A 14,538-nucleotide genomic window follows, 5' to 3' on the forward strand; every position below is an offset into this window, starting at 1 on the left:
GACCCTATACGCGGAGTGTTTGGTGGGGGAGGACCTGCCGACGATCTCCGCGTGGCCTAGGGTCGTAAGGGCCATGGCTCGTGTCATCCACGTATTCCGCGCACCCGACCGGTTCGTCGCAGGAACCGTCGGGCAGCCCGGCGACCGCACCTTCTACCTGCAGGCCTCCGAGCAGAGCAGGCTGATCAGCGTCGCCTTGGAAAAGCAGCAGGTCCAGGTCCTCGCCGAGCGCATCGGCTCGCTGCTCGAGGAGGTCCACCGCCGCTTCGGCACCGACGTGCCGCAAGACGCGCCACCGGACGACCTCGACACCGAACCGCTCGACGTGCCCGTCGAGGAGGAGTTCCGCGTCGGCACCATGGGACTCGGGTGGGACGCCGAGTCCAAGGCCGTCGTGATCGAGCTCCTCGCGATCTCCGAGGAGGAGGTCGACGAGGCCGTCGTGCTCGACGACACCGAGGAAGGTCCCGACGCCGTGCGGGTGTTCCTCTCCCCGTCCGCGGCCCGCGCGTTCGCCGAGCGCGCCGACCGCGTCGTCAACGCCGGCCGCAAACCGTGCCCCCTGTGCGCCGAACCGCTCGACCCGGACGGCCACATCTGCCCGCGGCAGAACGGCTACCGCCGCACAGAAGAAGACTGACGTGGACACCGCCGCGGCCCTGGAGTTGCTGACCCACGGCCGCATCGAGGTCGAGGGCAGGCTCGTCGACGCCTCCAACGCCACGCTGTTCTGCAAGATCAGCATGGACGGCGTCGAGGCTCAGTGCGTCTACAAGCCCGTGCGCGGCGAACGTCCCCTGTGGGACTTCCCCGACGGCACGCTCGCGGGCCGCGAGGTGGCCACCTACCTGATCTCCGCCGCGGCCGGCCTCGACCTCGTGCCCCCGACCGTGCTGCGGCCGGGCCCGTTCGGCTCCGGCATGGTCCAGCTGTGGGTCGACACCCGCGAGGAGGACGAGCTGGTCGACATCGTCGGTGTCGACGACGTCCGGCCGGGCTGGATCCCCGTCTTCCACGCCCACGACCGCTTCGGCGACCCCGCCGTCCTCGTGCACGCCGACCACCCGCGCATCGCCCTGATGTCCGCGTTCGACGTCGTGGTCAACAACGCCGACCGCAAAGGCGGCCACGTCCTGCACGCCGTCGACGGCTCCGTCTACGGCGTCGACCACGGCATCTGCCTGCACACCGAACCCAAGCTGCGCACCGTGCTGTGGGGCTGGGCCCGCGAACCACTGCCCGCGCCGGTCCTGGAGGCGCTGCGCCGGCTCAGATCCGCGCTCGACGGCGCGCTGGGCGAGTCCCTGCACGACCACCTGACGCGCGCCGAGGTCAGGGCCGTGGGGGAGCGCGCGGACAAGCTGCTGGCCGAGGGCATCTACCCGGAGCCCTCCGGCGACTGGCCCGCCATCCCCTGGCCCGCTTTCTGACCTCCCGCGCTTTTCGCATCAGCCAAATGAGACGCGATTGACGCGCCGAACGCCGTGCCCCTATCTTCATGAATACGTTCTGACCTGCGGAAACATTTGAATTGTGAATGCGGGGACATGGCCTTTTCCGAACGGATCGTGGTGGTGGGCGCGGCCGATCTGGGCGCACGCGCGGCCGCCTGCCTGGCACGGCGATTCGGGCCGGTCCACCTGATCGGCCCCGGTGCCGACGCGCTCGCCGAGATCGGCGTCCGGCGCTACCCGTCCGCCATCGTCCGCGACTTCGACCTCGACACCCCCGCGGTGATCGTCGACAACGACGGCGGCCGCCTGCAACGCCTCGTGTGCGACCGGCTCGTCGTGGTCGGCTGGCCCGTCCCGCTGCTGCCGGTCAACAGATGGGTCGTCGACGGCAAGGTCGCCGTCGCCGGTGACGGCGCGGACCTGCGGCTGCTCACCACCTGCTTCGACGCCAACGCGCTCTGGCGTCCGGCACTGGCCGACTACCAGTCCCGACGGCAGGCCGGAGCCGGCTCGCTGGCCTGAACCGGTGATCGACGAGCACGCCAGATCCCGGCTCATCCGACAGTTCGGCCACGAGTGGCTCACCGCCTTCAAGCCCTTCCACGGCTGAGAACGGAACGATCCACGGCGAACCACCGCCAGGCCGCAGCCATGCCGCTAGCGTCGTCCCCGTGATCGGCGACGCGGACCGCGAGTGGCTGACCCGCCGTTTCGGCGACGGCGTGACGGGGTGGATCGACGCGCTGCCCGGTCTGGTCGACACCCTCACCGCCCGCTGGGGCCTCACCGTCGTGAAGCTCATGCCGGGCGGCAACGGCGCGGTCTTCCTGTGCGAGGCGGACCGGGCGAACGCGGTGTTGAAACTGACCCCGGACCACGAGGTCGCCGCTCGCGAAGCCCGCGCCCTCACCGCCTGGGCCGACACCCCCGCGATGGTCGGGCTGCTCGAGCAGGACCTCACCGAAGGCGCCCTCCTGCTCGAAGCGATCACCCCTGGCACGCCCGCGCCCGACCCCGCCCGCGTCGTACCCGAACTGCACGCCGCGGACCCGGCCGGCTTCCCGCCGCTGACGGCCCACGTCAACTTCCTGTACGAGGTCGTGATCACGAACCTCACCGGCAGCTACCACCCGGCCGAACACCGCCGCGCCCGCGAACTCGCCGCCCACGACGTCAAACAGGTGCTGCTGCACGGGGACATCCATCAGGGCAACGTCCTGCAAGGTCCGCGCGGCCCGGTCGCCATCGACCCCCAGGCGTGCGTGGGCGACCCGGCGTTCGACTGGATGGACCTCGTGCACGACGGCCACGACCTGCACGGCGCCGAGGTAGACCTCGACCGGGTCCACGACTGGATCGCCGCCTTCAAACCCCTCTACGACTTCCACAGCCGACAACAGGCCGGGGCAACGACACCGGCCTCGGCGTGGTGACGACCGTGATCACCGCGCTAGGGTCTGCCACCGTGCGTTCCCACGACTACGGCCGCGACGTCCTCTCCACCCCCAAGCGCAAGAAGGTCCCCGAGATCCCCGCCGAGCCCGGCCTCGTCGTCGAGGACCCCGCCAGCGGTTTCTGCGGCGCCGTCGTGAAGTTCGAGCACGGCCAGGTCGTGCTGGAGGACCGCCACGGCCGCCACCGCCTGTTCCCGCTGCGCCCCGCCGGGTTCCTCGTCGACGGCCAGCCGGTCACCCTCGTCAAACCCGCGCCGCAAAAGCAGCAACCCCGCATCAGCGCGTCCGGCTCCGTCCGGGTCGAAGGGCTGCGGGCGCAGACCGCCAAGGCCAGCCGCATCTGGGTCGAGGGCAAGCACGACGCCGAGCTCGTCGAACGCGTCTGGGGCCACGACCTGCGCGTCGAGGGCATCGTCGTGGAGCCGCTCGACGGCGTCGACGAGCTGCCCCGGCGCATCGCCGAGTTCGGCACCGCGCCGCACCGCCGCCTCGGCGTGCTGGTCGACCACCTCGTCGCCCACTCCAAGGAGCAGCGGATCGTCGAGCAGATCCACGACGACAACGTCCTGGTCACCGGGCACCCCTACGTCGACATCTGGCAGGCCGTCAAACCACAGGCGGTCAGGATCGAGGCGTGGCCGGTGATCCCCAGGAACGTCCCGTGGAAGGAAGGCGTCTGCGAGCGGCTCGGCTGGGGCGAGACCTGGGAGGGCTGGCAGCGCGTCCTCGGTGCCGTCAGCAGCTACCGCGACATCGAGTCCGACCTGCTCGGCGCCGTCGAGCGGCTGATCGACTTCGTCACGGTGCCGCAGGACTGACCCGCGCGTAGTCGGCGATGATCAGGCCCGAGGACGTGGTGACGCTGCCGGTCAGCTCGAACTCCGTCAACGGCGCCGGACCCTCGAACAGCCGCGCGCCGCTGGCCAGCGTCAGCGGGTGGATCACCAGCGTGTAGCGGTCGACCAGCCCTGCCGCGTGCAGCGAGCGCACCAGCGCCGCGCTGCCCACGATCGACACGTCGCCGTCGAGGCCTTTGACGTCGTCCAGCCCGCGCAGCAGCACCGAGTTCCGCCACGCGTGCGCGTCCGGCAGCGTCTCCGACACCACGTACTTGGTCACCGCGTTCATGTGCGCGGTGTACGGGTTGCCGTCGGTCGCCGACGCCCACACCCGGATGAAGTCCTGCCAGGTCCGCCGTCCGAACAGCATCGCGCCGGTGCGCGCCATGCCCTTGCCCATCTCGGCGGCCAGCTCTTCGTCCTGGTAGCGGGCACCCCAGCCGCCGCAGGTGAAACCGCCGCGGGTGTCCTCATCCGCGTGCCCGAGGCCCTGCACCACACCGTCGAGCGTCATGAACATCGTCGCGGAAATCGAACGCATCGCCGTAACCCCTTCGTCGAGAACATGGTGTCGCGGGCTACACGAACGGCCGATCCGGCTTTCGACATCGGCCGTTGATCGATTTCGTTACGGTCGGGGGCCCACCACGGTGAATCTCGGAGCCGGGTGCTCCCCGTTGGTGTATGTATGGGCGCATGGCCGCGCTGATCTGGCTGATCGTCGGGATACTGCTCGTCGTCGCCGAGGTTCTCTCCGGTGACTTCGTGCTGGTCATGCTCGGCGCCGCCGCACTGGCCGCGGCCGGCGTGTCCGCACTGGGCGCCGCCGACCTGGTCAGCGTGCTCGTGTTCGCGGCGTCGTCGGTCGGCCTGATCGTCGGGGCCCGGCCGCTGGTCAAGAAGCGGCTGCAGCTCGGCTCGGGGATCAGGATGCACCACGAGGCGCTGCTCGGCGGCAGGGCCGTCGCGTTGTCCCGGGTGGACGAGCACGGCGGGCAGGTCAAGATCGGCGGCGACACCTGGAGCGCGCGCACCCTCGACGGGTCCGTGGTCGAAGAAGGCGAAGCCGTCACCGTTGTCGAGATCTCGGGTGCGACCGCCGTGGTCATAGCGGCTGTGTGACCCAGAAGGATGTGAACCGAGTTGGACCCGATCACCGCTGTGGTCGTGGCCGTCATCGCGATCTTCGTGCTGACCATCGCCGTCAAGTCGGTGCTGGTCATCCCGCAGGCGCAGGCCGCCGTCATCGAACGCCTCGGCCGCTTCCGCACCACCGCGGCACCCGGCCTGAACATCATCGTCCCGTTCATCGACAAGGTGCGGGCCCGCATCGACCTGCGCGAGCAGGTCGTGTCGTTCCCGCCGCAGCCGGTGATCACCCAGGACAACCTGACGGTGTCCATCGACACGGTCGTCTACTTCCAGGTCACCGACCCGCGCAGCGCGGTGTACGAGATCTCCAACTACATCGTCGGTGTCGAGCAGCTCACCATCACGACGCTGCGCAACCTCGTGGGTGGCATGAGCCTGGAGGAGACGCTGACCTCCCGCGACCACATCAACGGCCAGCTGCGCGGCGTGCTCGACGAGGCGACCGGCCGGTGGGGCCTGCGCGTGGCCCGCGTCGAGCTCAAGTCCATCGACCCGCCGCCGTCCATCCAGGACTCGATGGAGAAGCAGATGCGCGCCGACCGCGAGAAGCGCGCCATGATCCTCACCGCCGAGGGCCAGCGGGAGTCGTCGATCAAGACCGCCGAGGGCCAGAAGCAGTCGCAGATCCTCGCCGCCGAGGGCGCCAAGCAGGCCGCCATCCTCGCCGCCGAGGCCGAGCGGCAGTCGCAGATCCTGCGCGCCCAGGGTGAACGCGCCGCCCGCTACCTGCAGGCCCAGGGCCAGGCCAAGGCCATCGAGAAGGTCTTCGGCGCGATCAAGGACGGCAAGCCCACGCCGGAGGTGCTGGCCTACCAGTACCTGCAGACGCTGCCGCAGATGGCGCAGGGCGACGCGAACAAGGTCTGGATGATCCCGTCCGACTACGGCAAGGCGCTGGAAGGGTTCGCCCGCATGCTCGGCGCGCCCGGCGACGACGGCGTCTTCCGCTACGAACCGCCCGCCGACAACGCCACGCGGCCCAAGCCGGAGGACGACGACGAGTCGATCGCCGACTGGTTCGACACCGCACCGGACCCGAAGGTCGCCGAGGCCGTCGCGGCCGCGGAGGCCGTGGCGCGCAAGGAGGTGCCCGGCCCGCTGAGCACCGCGCGTTCGGTCGCCGCCGCCTCACCGGTGCCGGAGCTGGAGGCCGAGCAGCCGCGGTCGTTGCACCAGCCCGACGACCAGGTCTGAGCAGCCCGCCGAGCGGCCCGTCCCGAGCACCGGGGCGGGCCGCTCGACTTTTCGCGGGCGTGTGTCGATCGAACGGTGTGCCCGTTCGACCTGAGCGTGAAAGGGTCCACAACGGACCCACCGATCCCACTGGGGAGTGACATCACATGAAGTTCATGCTCATCTGGCGCCAGACCGAGGCCGACGCCTGGGAGAAGCTCGGCGCCGTCGACTTCGAGCAGATGCTGGAGACCGTCGGCCGGTTCAACGAGGAGCTGATCGAGGCCGGTGTCCTGCTCGCCGCCGAAGGTCTCGCGCCCGCCGAGGAGGGCGTGGTGGTGGACTTCTCCAGCGAACCGCCCGTGGTCACCGACGGCCCCTACGGCGAGACCAAGGAGCTGTTCAACGGCTTCTACCTGATCAACGTGCCCACGATCGAGGACGCCGTCGAGTGGGCCAAGCGCACCCCGCTGACCGGACCGGGCTTCAAGACCGAGATCCGCCGCGTGCCGACCATCGACGAGTTCCCGCAGGACAACGAGTGGATCAAGAAGGAACGGGCCTGGCGCGAGGCCAACGGCCAGCTCTGATCTGATAACCGCCCATGAGCGACCCCACCGGACGCAAGGCCGTGGCCGCGGTGTGGCGCATCGACTCCGCCAGGATCGTCGGCGCGCTCACCCGCTACACCGGCGACTTCTCGCTCGCCGAGGACCTCGCCCAGGAAGCCCTCGCGGAGGCCCTGGTGACCTGGCCGCGCGACGGCGTGCCGGACAACCCGGCCGGATGGTTGCTCACGGTCGGCCGGCGGCGCGCGATCGACGCGTTCCGCCGCCGCAGCACCCGTGACGAGAAGTACGCCGCCCTCGCCCACCACCTGCCGGAGGGCGGCGCGCTCACCGGCGCCACCGAACCCGGACCCGCGCCGGACGACGTGCTGTGGGACCCCGACCAGATCGACGACGACACCCTCGCCCTGATGTTCACCTCCTGCCACCCGGTGCTGTCGCGGGAAGCGGGCGTGGCGCTGACGTTGCGCGTGGTCGGCGGTCTGACCAGCGACGAGATCGCACGGGCGTTCCTGGTGCCGACCGCGACCGTGCAGGCCCGCATCACCCGCGCCAAGAAGACCCTCGGCGCCGCGGGCGTGCCGTTCGAGGTGCCGCCGGCCGACGAACGCCCCGCCCGCCTCGCGCAGGTGCTCAGCGTCGTCTACCTGATCTTCACCGAGGGCTCGTCGGCCAGCTCCGGTGACGAGGTCATCCGCCTCGACCTGGCCGGCGAGGCGCAGCGGCTCGCGCGGATCCTGTCGCGGCTGATGCCCGACGAGCACGAGGCGCACAGCCTGCTCGCGCTGCTGGAGCTGACCGCCGCCCGCTTCCCCGCGCGCCGCGGCCCCGACGGCGAGACCGTGCTGCTGGAGGACCAGGACCGGCGCCGCTGGGACCGGTCCGCGATCGCCCGCGGCCGTGCCGCGCTCGCCAAGGCCACCGCCATCGGCCGCGGCTACGGCTACTACGGGCTGCAAGCCGCGATCGCCGAATGCCACGCGCTGGCCCCGTCGGTGGCCGAGACCGACTGGAACCGCATCGTCGCGCTCTACGACGCCCTGGGCCGGCTCGCCCCGTCGCCGGTCGTGGCGCTCAACCGCGCGGTCGCGGTGTCCATGGCCCGGGGACCGGCCGCGGCGTTGCCGATCGTCGACGAACTGGCCACCGGCGACGCGTTCAAGGACTCCCACCAGCTGCCCGGTGTGCGCGGCGAGCTGCTGCGCCGGCTCGGCCGCCTCGACGAGGCGCGCACCGAGTTCGAGACGGCCGTGCGGCTGTGCGGCAACGAACGCGAACGCGCCGTGCTGACCCGCAAGCTCGCGGATCTCCTGCCACCCGGAGACTGAACCCGCACACTGGGCCGCCACGTAGTAGCGAGCAGTGGCGCAGCCCTGTCGTCGGCACGAGTGAATCCGGTGAGCGTGAACAGTTCCGTGATCAAGAGGGTCCAGGCGCGGTGGCAGGGCCTCGGCGGGCGAAGACGGGACCTGCTGGCCGATGTCGCGGTCGTCGTGGCGTGCGGCGGCATCGACGTGGTGTCGGCGTACGGCCCTGAGAGCACGGCATGGGCGATCGGTGCCGCCGGTCTGCTCTCGATGCGCCGGAAGTTCCCCGCGACCGTGGCGGTGCTGGTCGCCGCGGTCGACATCGTCACACCCGGTGCCGTCTTCGCGGCCGTGTTCTGCGCCCTCTACACGGTCGGCGCCCAGGCCCGCGTCGTCCCGGGCTCGCTCGCGGTCGCCGCGGCCTCGGCGGGCTACCTGCTGCCGCTGTGGGACGACGAGGAACCGTTCGGCCTGACCGTCGTCGGGTCGGAGCTGGTGCTGCAGATCCTGCTCCCGCTCACGATCGGCCTGTACGTCCGCCACTCGCGGCAGATGGTCGCGATGCAGCGCGACCAGGCCGTCGCACGGGAACGCGACCGGATCGCCCGCGAGATGCACGACGTGCTGGGCCACAAGCTCAGCCTCATCGCGCTGCACGCGGGAAAGCTCGAACTCGCCGGCACCGACACCGAGGCCGCGCAGCTGCTCGGCGGGACCAGCCGCGCCGCCATGCGGGACCTGCGCCAGATCATCAGCGTGCTGGACGCGCGACCGGTACCGGTGGCGGAGCTCATCGAGTGCTCGCGCCGCGCGGGCCTGCGGGTCAGGTCGGCGTTGCCCGATGACCTCGACGCTCTCGCGCCCGAGCTGTCCGACGCCGTGCGGCGCGTGGTGCAGGAAGCGCTGACCAACGTCCACAAACACGCTGGACCGGTCGACGTCGTCATCGAGTACGAGCCGGTGCGGGGCAGGCCGCGGCTGACCGTCCGCAACAGCCCACCCGCACAGCCGCCGCCGACGTGCGGGACAGGCACCGGCCGCGGGCTCGCCACCCTGGCCGCGGAGGTGCGCACCCGCGGAGGCCAGTTGAGCTGGGGGCCGCAGGAAGACGGAGGGTTCGCGGTCACCGCGATGTTCGAGCAGGGAGTGGACGTCAAGTGATCTCCGTGGTCGTCGCCGACGACGAACAGCTGGTCAGAGCGGGCATCCGGGGCGTGCTGGAGACGGCGGAGGACATCGAGGTCGTGGCCGAGGCCGCCAGCGGCTCCGAGGCGCTGCGGCTGGTTCACCTGCACCGGCCCGACCTCCTGCTGATGGACATCCACATGCCCGGTGGCGACGGGCTGGCCACCGCCGAGATGGTGGGCAAGCACGTGCCGGACACCGCGGTCGCGATGCTGACCACGTTCACCTACGACCGCTACGTCCAGAGCGCGCTGCATTCGGGTGCCGTCGGGTTCCTGCTCAAGGACATGGAGCCGCGGGCGCTCATCAGCGCGGTGCGGGCGATGGCCGGCGGCGACGCGGTGCTCGCCCCGCAGGTGACCCGGTCGCTGCTCACCACGTTCCGCGAGCGGGACCCGCGGCGCGCCAACCGGGCCCGGACCCGGCTGGCCGCCCTGTCCGACCTCGAACGCAAGGTCCTGCGGCTGCTCGCCCAGGGCCTGGCCAACGCCGAGATCGCGCGGTCCTGCCAGATGAGCGAGGGATCGGTGAAGGCACACGTCAGCCGCATGCTGGTGAAGCTGGACTGCGGCAACCGGGTGCAGCTGGCGATGATCGCCTACGACGCCGAGGACAACTACTGACGGGACACCACCGCCGACCGGGTGACCGGTGGTGAGCCATCCGGGTGTCCAGTGCTGACTGGACGATAGATACATCGCCCGGCGTCGGCCCCGGTGGCCGTGTCACGTTCGGCTCGTGAAGAGATTCCGCTCGACCGCACGGGCGGCCGTGGCGATCGTGACCGCGGTCGCCGCCGCAGGGCTCGTGCTGCACCTGCTTCCCACCGGCGGAAAGGACCCAGGACCAGGACCCGGCAAACCCGACGCGAGCAGGACCGACCTGCTGTCCGACGTGCGGCGGTTCACCGAGGCCATGTCCGCCGAGACCGGCTACACCCGGCCCACCCAGGCCGAGCGCGCCGCCATCAGCAACGGCGTGCAGCGCGTCCTGGACAACGTGCCGGACAAGGCCGGGGACGTGCTCGCCGAGGTGGCCTACACCATCCGCGAACGCGTCGACATCGCCACGCAACGCGCGTTCTACGAGATCTCCGACAACGCCGCGGTGTCCCGCGGCTGGGGCCGGATCATGATCGACTCCTCGGGCACCTCCCGCCTGGGCGTCGAGATCCCGCACCCCAAGGCCGACCAGGACAGCGAGTCGCTCGGCGTCGAGCTGTTCCGCAAGGCCCCCGGCTCGGTGCTGGTGATCGCCGGGGCGCACCGCCGTGCCGCGGAGAACCGGGTGGCCGACATGGCGCACACGACCGGCAGCGTCTTCGAGGAACTGCACGAGTTGCTGGTGGCCCGCGGCGTGCCGGTCGTGCAGCTGCACGGGTTCGCCAACGACACCGCCCCCGACAGCGACGTCGTCGTCTCCGCCGGACCACCGCTGAGCAGCACGTTCGCGCTGCAGACGGCGCAACGGCTGGAGGTGGCCGGCCTGTCGGTGTGCAAGCCCTGGGTGACCGGGTGCCCCGGTCTGGAGGCGACCACCAACGTGCAGGCGCGTTACTCCGCCGAGCAGAAGGCCGAGTTCGTCCACGTCGAGGTGTCCAAGGACCTCCGCGAGACGCCCTCGGCCCGTGACCAGGTCGCGTCCGCGCTCGCCGGGAAGAAGGCCGGCGGATGAGCCGCGCCCGCGTACCCGGTGTGCTGGCACCCTGGCTCACCGGGCTGATCCTGTTCTCCCTGCTGGCCGGCGGCGCCACGGCCTACCTGGCGCGCCCGCGGGAGGTGTCCCCGATTCCCCAGTCCGTGCTCGACTCCAGGCGGGAGAGCACGACCGCGGCCGCGCAGGCGGTCACCCGCTCGCTCAACGGCGGGCTGACCAGCCTGGCCGAGATCGCCACCGTCGTCGACGAGTCGCTCAAGCAGCGCAACCGGGCGCTGCTGGCCCCGTTCCGGGCGCGGATGTGGAAGTCGCTCTACGTCCTGGACCGGACCAGCAGGGCCGTGGTCGCCCAGGTCGGTGAGTCCGCGCAGCCCGCGGTCCTCGGCGAGCCCCTGCCCGCGGAGGCCGGCATGCGGACCGGCCAGGTCGGCACCGCGAGTCAGGTCATGCAGTACACGCCCGTCGGCAAGCCGGCCGAGGCGAAGTACCTGCTGGTCGGGCACCTCGACGTGAGCCGCCTGCGCGACCTGCTGTCCCCGGCGGCCGCGGAGGGCGCCTGGCTGGTCGACCGGTCCGGTGCCGTGATCGAGGGCGTGGGCACCGGCAAACCACCGCAGGCGTTCGTCCCGCCGGCCGCGGACCCCGGCGAGAGCGTCGCGGGCAGCCAGGCGCAGCGGCTGGGCAGCCGGCTGGACGTGCTCGCCTGGGCCTCCCTGACCGGACGGGGACCGGCGACCGCGCTCGGCTGGACCGTGGTGTCGGTCAAACCCGTCACCGACGCCGGGACCATGGCCGCCGACGACACGCGGCGCCGCGCCGTCACCGCCGGCGGGATGCTGGCGGCCCTGACCGCGGTCGTGTTCGCGGCCTTGTACCTGGTCGTGCAACGCCCGATCCGGCAGCTCAGAGGGGTGCTGGACGAGACGAGGTCCCCGGCGCGCGGACCGAGGCACGGCGAGGCCGGACGCATCGCGCGCGCATTCGCCCAAGCCCGCAGAACCATGTCCGGCCGCACGGACCACGAGACGATGGCAGGACGGCGATGACCAGGTCACAGCGGCGCCGTCGGCGCCAGTTCTCTCTCGCCGCCATCGTCTGGGCCGTGGGCGCCACCGCGCTGCTCGGTCTCGGCGCGGGCATCGCGACCGCCCCGTCGTCCTGGCTGGTCGAGGACATCCCGCAGAGCGTGGTGACCGAGCAGCAGACGCGCACCGCGCTGGCCGCCCGTCAGCTGCAACGGTCGCTCGACAGCGGCGTGTCCGACCTCAACGCGGTCGCCGCGGGCATCCGGAAGCTCGACGACAACGAGACGGCGGGGCGTCTGCTCACGCAGCTGCTGGCCACCCGGACCCGTTACCGCGGGGCGGCCTACCTCGCCTCCGGGGGTGCCGTGCTGGCCAAGGCGGGAGACGACATCGACGTCGCCGCGGTCACCGTGTCCGACAAACCGGTGCTGACCGCCGCGCCGCCCCAGGGCGTGTCCCCGCGGGTCTACGTCGCGGTCCCGGTCACCGGTGACCGGGCGGGCCGGATCGTCGCCGAGTTCAAACCGGAGGCGCTGATCCAGCCACTGGCCCTGGCCGGTCCCGGCAACACGCGGCTGCTCAACTTCGACCGGCTGGTGATCGGCGCGACGTCCGGCTTCACCGCGTTCGAACCGCTGATCCGGCCCGACCTCGACCAGGCGGCCCAGTCCGCGCGCGCCACCGGCGCGGGCGCCGCCGTGCACGCCGTCGACGGCCGGCGCAACGTCGTGAGCTGGGCGCCGGTCACCTCACCGGAAGCCACCCGGCAGCTCGGCCTGACCGTGGTCACCGACCGGCCCGAGCTCTCACTGACGCTGCCGCACTCGGCGGAACGCAACGAGCTCGCACTGCTCGGCGTGCTCATCGCCACCTTCACCGTCGTGATCTTCGGCTGGCTCTACGCGGTCGTCATCAGCCCCCTGCGGGCACTGGCCCGCGACGCCGGCCGGATCGCGGCCGGCGACTTCACCACCCCGGTCATCGTCCGCCGCTACGACCACCTCGGCCTCGTCGCGCGCGACCTCGAACGCGTCCGGCGCGGCCTGCTCGGGAGGGCCTGATGTACTTCCTCTACACCGTGTTCGGCGTGGTCCTCGGCGTGCTGCTGATCGCGGGGATCGCCGAGCAACGCCGGCACCTGCGCACCCTGCACGGCATCCCCACCCGCATCCTCGTCAACGGCATCAGGGGCAAGAGCTCGGTCACCCGGCTGTGCGCCGGTGCGTTGCGCGGCGGCGGGCTGACCGTCGTCGCGAAGACCACCGGCACCGCCGCGAGGTTCATCCACCCCGACGCCACCGAGGAGCCGGTGTACCGCAAGTTCGGCATCGCCAACGTGGTCGAGCAGATCGGCATCGTCCGCCGCGCCGCCGCGGCCCGCCCGGACGTGCTGGTCATGGAGTGCATGGCGGTCATGCCGCCGTTGCAGGAGGTCAACCAGACCAAGCTCATCCAGTCCACCATCGGGGTGCTGAGCAACGTCCGCGAGGACCACCTGCAGGAGATGGGCCCGACACTTCCGGACGTGGCGCGGTCGCTGTCGCGGTCCATGCCGGTCGGCGGTGTGTGCGTCACGGCCGAACGCGAGCTGCTGCACGTCCTGCGGGAGGAAGCGGACAGGCGGTCGTGCCGGTTGATCGTCGTCGACCCGGAGGACGTCACCGACGAGGAGCTGGACGGGTTCGCCTACCACTCCTTCAAGGAGAACGTCGCCATCTCGCTGGAGGTCGCCCGCCTGGCGGGGGTTCCGCGCGACCTGGCGCTGAAAGGAATGTGGCAGGCGCCGCCCGATCCCGGCGTGCTCACCGTCGAGTCCTACCGCTTCGGCGCCCGGACGTTGCGGTTCGCCAACGTCTTCGCCGCCAACGATCCCAGGTCGACCGTGATGAACGTGCAGCAGCTCATCGAGCGCGGCAAGATCGCGGCGCCGATCTTCACCCTGATCAACTGCCGGCCCGACCGGGTCGAACGCAACGGCCAGATGGGCGAGATCGTGCCCGAACTGCTCACCGACAAGCTCTTCGTGATCGGCCACCCGAGCCGGTCGGCGCTGGCCAAGGTCCCGTCGGGCTGGCGGGGTGAGGCCTTCGACCTGGGCGGCGGCAACCGTCCGGTCGAGGAGATCCTGAAGACGATCGTCGACCAGATCGACGGCGAGGCGTCGCTGATCGCCATCGGCAACATCCACGGCCAGGGCGAGCTGCTGCTGCACCACCTGGAACAGGCGGTGCAACCGTGCTGACCGCCACCCTGACGCCCGAGGTGGCGGTGCTGGGCATCGCCATCGGGCTGGTGTTCTCGCTGGGCTGCTACCTGGTGTCCAACCTCTCGCCCGGCGGCATGATCACCCCGGGCTGGCTGGGCCTGGCCCTGATCACCGACCCGCGCCGGCTGTGGATCATCGCCGGGGTCACCGTCGCGACCTACTTCGGCACGCGGCTGCTGCAACGGCTGGTGATCCTGTACGGCAAGAGGCTGTTCGCCACGGTGCTGCTGCTGGGCGTGTTCCTGCAGCTGACGATCTTCCTGTTCCTGTCGAGCGACCGGCCGTTCCTGTTCTCCCACGGCACGCTGGGCTTCATCGTGCCGGGCCTGATCGCCTACCAGTGCGTCCGGCAGCCGATCAAGGCGACGCTGATCTCGACCGGCGTGGTGACGATGCTGTCCTACGTCGTCCTGCTCACCGGCGTGCTGCTCAACTTCCTGCCCCACCTCTAGCCCCAC

General features: G+C 71.2%; 17 protein-coding genes. 16 read left to right on the forward strand and 1 reads right to left on the reverse strand.

Annotated features, from left to right (window positions below; all coding sequences use genetic code 11):
- The first annotated feature begins 73 nt into the window (after nt 1–73).
- The 5 genes from ACWEIJ_RS23685 to ACWEIJ_RS23705 all read left to right on the forward strand — a co-directional run bounded on the left by ACWEIJ_RS23685 (nt 74) and on the right by ACWEIJ_RS23705 (nt 3,726).
- Nucleotides 74–640, forward strand: coding sequence for a DUF3090 domain-containing protein (locus ACWEIJ_RS23685; protein ID WP_449839385.1), 567 nt, complete (start codon nt 74–76; stop codon nt 638–640).
- Nucleotide 641: 1 nt separating this feature from the next.
- Entirely contained in the window at nt 642–1,430 is a 789-nt protein-coding gene (locus ACWEIJ_RS23690; RefSeq protein WP_449839386.1) for an SCO1664 family protein, read from the forward strand.
- Between the two features lie 117 nt (nt 1,431–1,547).
- Complete coding sequence (locus ACWEIJ_RS23695; RefSeq protein WP_449839387.1) at nt 1,548–1,976, forward strand: hypothetical protein; 429 nt, start codon at nt 1,548–1,550, stop codon at nt 1,974–1,976.
- 149 nt (nt 1,977–2,125) lie between these two features.
- The gene (locus ACWEIJ_RS23700) at nt 2,126–2,887 is read left to right on the forward strand and encodes an aminoglycoside phosphotransferase family protein (protein ID WP_449839388.1); all 762 of its coding nucleotides are present in this window, start codon (nt 2,126–2,128) and stop codon (nt 2,885–2,887) included.
- A 32-nt stretch (nt 2,888–2,919) separates the two neighbouring features.
- Complete coding sequence (locus tag ACWEIJ_RS23705) at nt 2,920–3,726, forward strand: DUF3097 domain-containing protein (RefSeq protein WP_449839389.1); 807 nt, start codon at nt 2,920–2,922, stop codon at nt 3,724–3,726.
- Here ACWEIJ_RS23705 and ACWEIJ_RS23710 read toward each other — a convergent pair.
- On the reverse strand, nt 3,707–4,288 hold the full coding sequence (locus tag ACWEIJ_RS23710; protein WP_449839390.1) for a dihydrofolate reductase family protein: 582 nt from the start codon (nt 4,286–4,288) through the stop codon (nt 3,707–3,709). The genes ACWEIJ_RS23705 and ACWEIJ_RS23710 overlap by 20 nt on opposite strands.
- 155 nt (nt 4,289–4,443) lie before the next feature.
- On the opposite strand from ACWEIJ_RS23710, the gene ACWEIJ_RS23715 reads away from it, so the two are divergent.
- The 11 genes from ACWEIJ_RS23715 (at nt 4,444) to ACWEIJ_RS23765 (ending at nt 14,532) form a co-directional block, all read left to right on the forward strand.
- A complete protein-coding gene (locus ACWEIJ_RS23715; RefSeq protein ID WP_449839391.1) occupies nt 4,444–4,869 on the forward strand; it encodes an NfeD family protein in 426 nt (141 codons plus the stop codon).
- A 30-nt stretch (nt 4,870–4,899) separates the two neighbouring features.
- Complete coding sequence (locus tag ACWEIJ_RS23720; protein WP_449839535.1) at nt 4,900–6,093, forward strand: SPFH domain-containing protein; 1,194 nt, start codon at nt 4,900–4,902, stop codon at nt 6,091–6,093.
- A 146-nt stretch (nt 6,094–6,239) separates the two neighbouring features.
- Nucleotides 6,240–6,662, forward strand: coding sequence for a YciI family protein (locus tag ACWEIJ_RS23725; RefSeq protein WP_355438414.1), 423 nt, complete (start codon nt 6,240–6,242; stop codon nt 6,660–6,662).
- Between the two features lie 14 nt (nt 6,663–6,676).
- A complete protein-coding gene (locus ACWEIJ_RS23730; RefSeq protein WP_449839392.1) occupies nt 6,677–7,969 on the forward strand; it encodes an RNA polymerase sigma factor in 1,293 nt (430 codons plus the stop codon).
- An 87-nt stretch (nt 7,970–8,056) separates the two neighbouring features.
- Nucleotides 8,057–9,109, forward strand: coding sequence for a sensor histidine kinase (locus tag ACWEIJ_RS23735; protein ID WP_449839393.1), 1,053 nt, complete (start codon nt 8,057–8,059; stop codon nt 9,107–9,109).
- Entirely contained in the window at nt 9,106–9,756 is a 651-nt protein-coding gene (locus ACWEIJ_RS23740) for a response regulator (RefSeq protein ID WP_449839394.1), read from the forward strand. Before ACWEIJ_RS23735 ends, ACWEIJ_RS23740 begins: the two co-directional genes overlap by 4 nt.
- A 115-nt stretch (nt 9,757–9,871) precedes the next feature.
- Nucleotides 9,872–10,807: a hypothetical protein gene (locus ACWEIJ_RS23745; protein ID WP_449839395.1), complete on the forward strand. Its 936-nt coding sequence runs from the start codon at nt 9,872–9,874 to the stop codon at nt 10,805–10,807.
- Nucleotides 10,804–11,835 (forward strand): hypothetical protein, encoded by a 1,032-nt coding sequence (locus tag ACWEIJ_RS23750; protein ID WP_449839396.1) that lies wholly within the window; start codon nt 10,804–10,806, stop codon nt 11,833–11,835. Before ACWEIJ_RS23745 ends, ACWEIJ_RS23750 begins: the two co-directional genes overlap by 4 nt.
- On the forward strand, nt 11,832–12,875 hold the full coding sequence (locus ACWEIJ_RS23755; protein WP_449839397.1) for a hypothetical protein: 1,044 nt from the start codon (nt 11,832–11,834) through the stop codon (nt 12,873–12,875). Before ACWEIJ_RS23750 ends, ACWEIJ_RS23755 begins: the two co-directional genes overlap by 4 nt.
- Nucleotides 12,875–14,056: a poly-gamma-glutamate synthase PgsB gene (gene pgsB, locus ACWEIJ_RS23760; protein ID WP_449839398.1), complete on the forward strand. Its 1,182-nt coding sequence runs from the start codon at nt 12,875–12,877 to the stop codon at nt 14,054–14,056. The genes ACWEIJ_RS23755 and pgsB overlap by 1 nt, the downstream gene beginning before the upstream one ends.
- Entirely contained in the window at nt 14,050–14,532 is a 483-nt protein-coding gene (locus ACWEIJ_RS23765; protein WP_449839399.1) for a poly-gamma-glutamate biosynthesis protein PgsC/CapC, read from the forward strand. The genes pgsB and ACWEIJ_RS23765 overlap by 7 nt, the downstream gene beginning before the upstream one ends.
- The last annotated feature ends 6 nt before the right edge of the window (nt 14,533–14,538 follow it).

It is taken from the genome of Lentzea sp. NPDC004789 (assembly GCF_053601075.1).

Excerpts from the sequence above, each read along its gene's own strand:
- ACWEIJ_RS23725 (WP_355438414.1), top strand. The coding sequence starts at position 6,240 with ATGAAGTTCATGCTCATCTGGCGCCAGACCGAGGCCGACGCCTGGGAG.
- ACWEIJ_RS23730 (WP_449839392.1), top strand. The coding sequence starts at position 6,677 with ATGAGCGACCCCACCGGACGCAAGGCCGTGGCCGCGGTGTGGCGCATC.
- ACWEIJ_RS23710 (WP_449839390.1), bottom strand. The coding sequence starts at position 4,288 with ATGCGTTCGATTTCCGCGACGATGTTCATGACGCTCGACGGTGTGGTG.
- ACWEIJ_RS23750 (WP_449839396.1), top strand. The coding sequence starts at position 10,804 with ATGAGCCGCGCCCGCGTACCCGGTGTGCTGGCACCCTGGCTCACCGGG.
- ACWEIJ_RS23755 (WP_449839397.1), top strand. The coding sequence starts at position 11,832 with ATGACCAGGTCACAGCGGCGCCGTCGGCGCCAGTTCTCTCTCGCCGCC.
- pgsB (WP_449839398.1), top strand. The coding sequence starts at position 12,875 with ATGTACTTCCTCTACACCGTGTTCGGCGTGGTCCTCGGCGTGCTGCTG.
- ACWEIJ_RS23685 (WP_449839385.1), top strand. The coding sequence starts at position 74 with ATGGCTCGTGTCATCCACGTATTCCGCGCACCCGACCGGTTCGTCGCA.
- ACWEIJ_RS23695 (WP_449839387.1), top strand. The coding sequence starts at position 1,548 with ATGGCCTTTTCCGAACGGATCGTGGTGGTGGGCGCGGCCGATCTGGGC.
- ACWEIJ_RS23715 (WP_449839391.1), top strand. The coding sequence starts at position 4,444 with ATGGCCGCGCTGATCTGGCTGATCGTCGGGATACTGCTCGTCGTCGCC.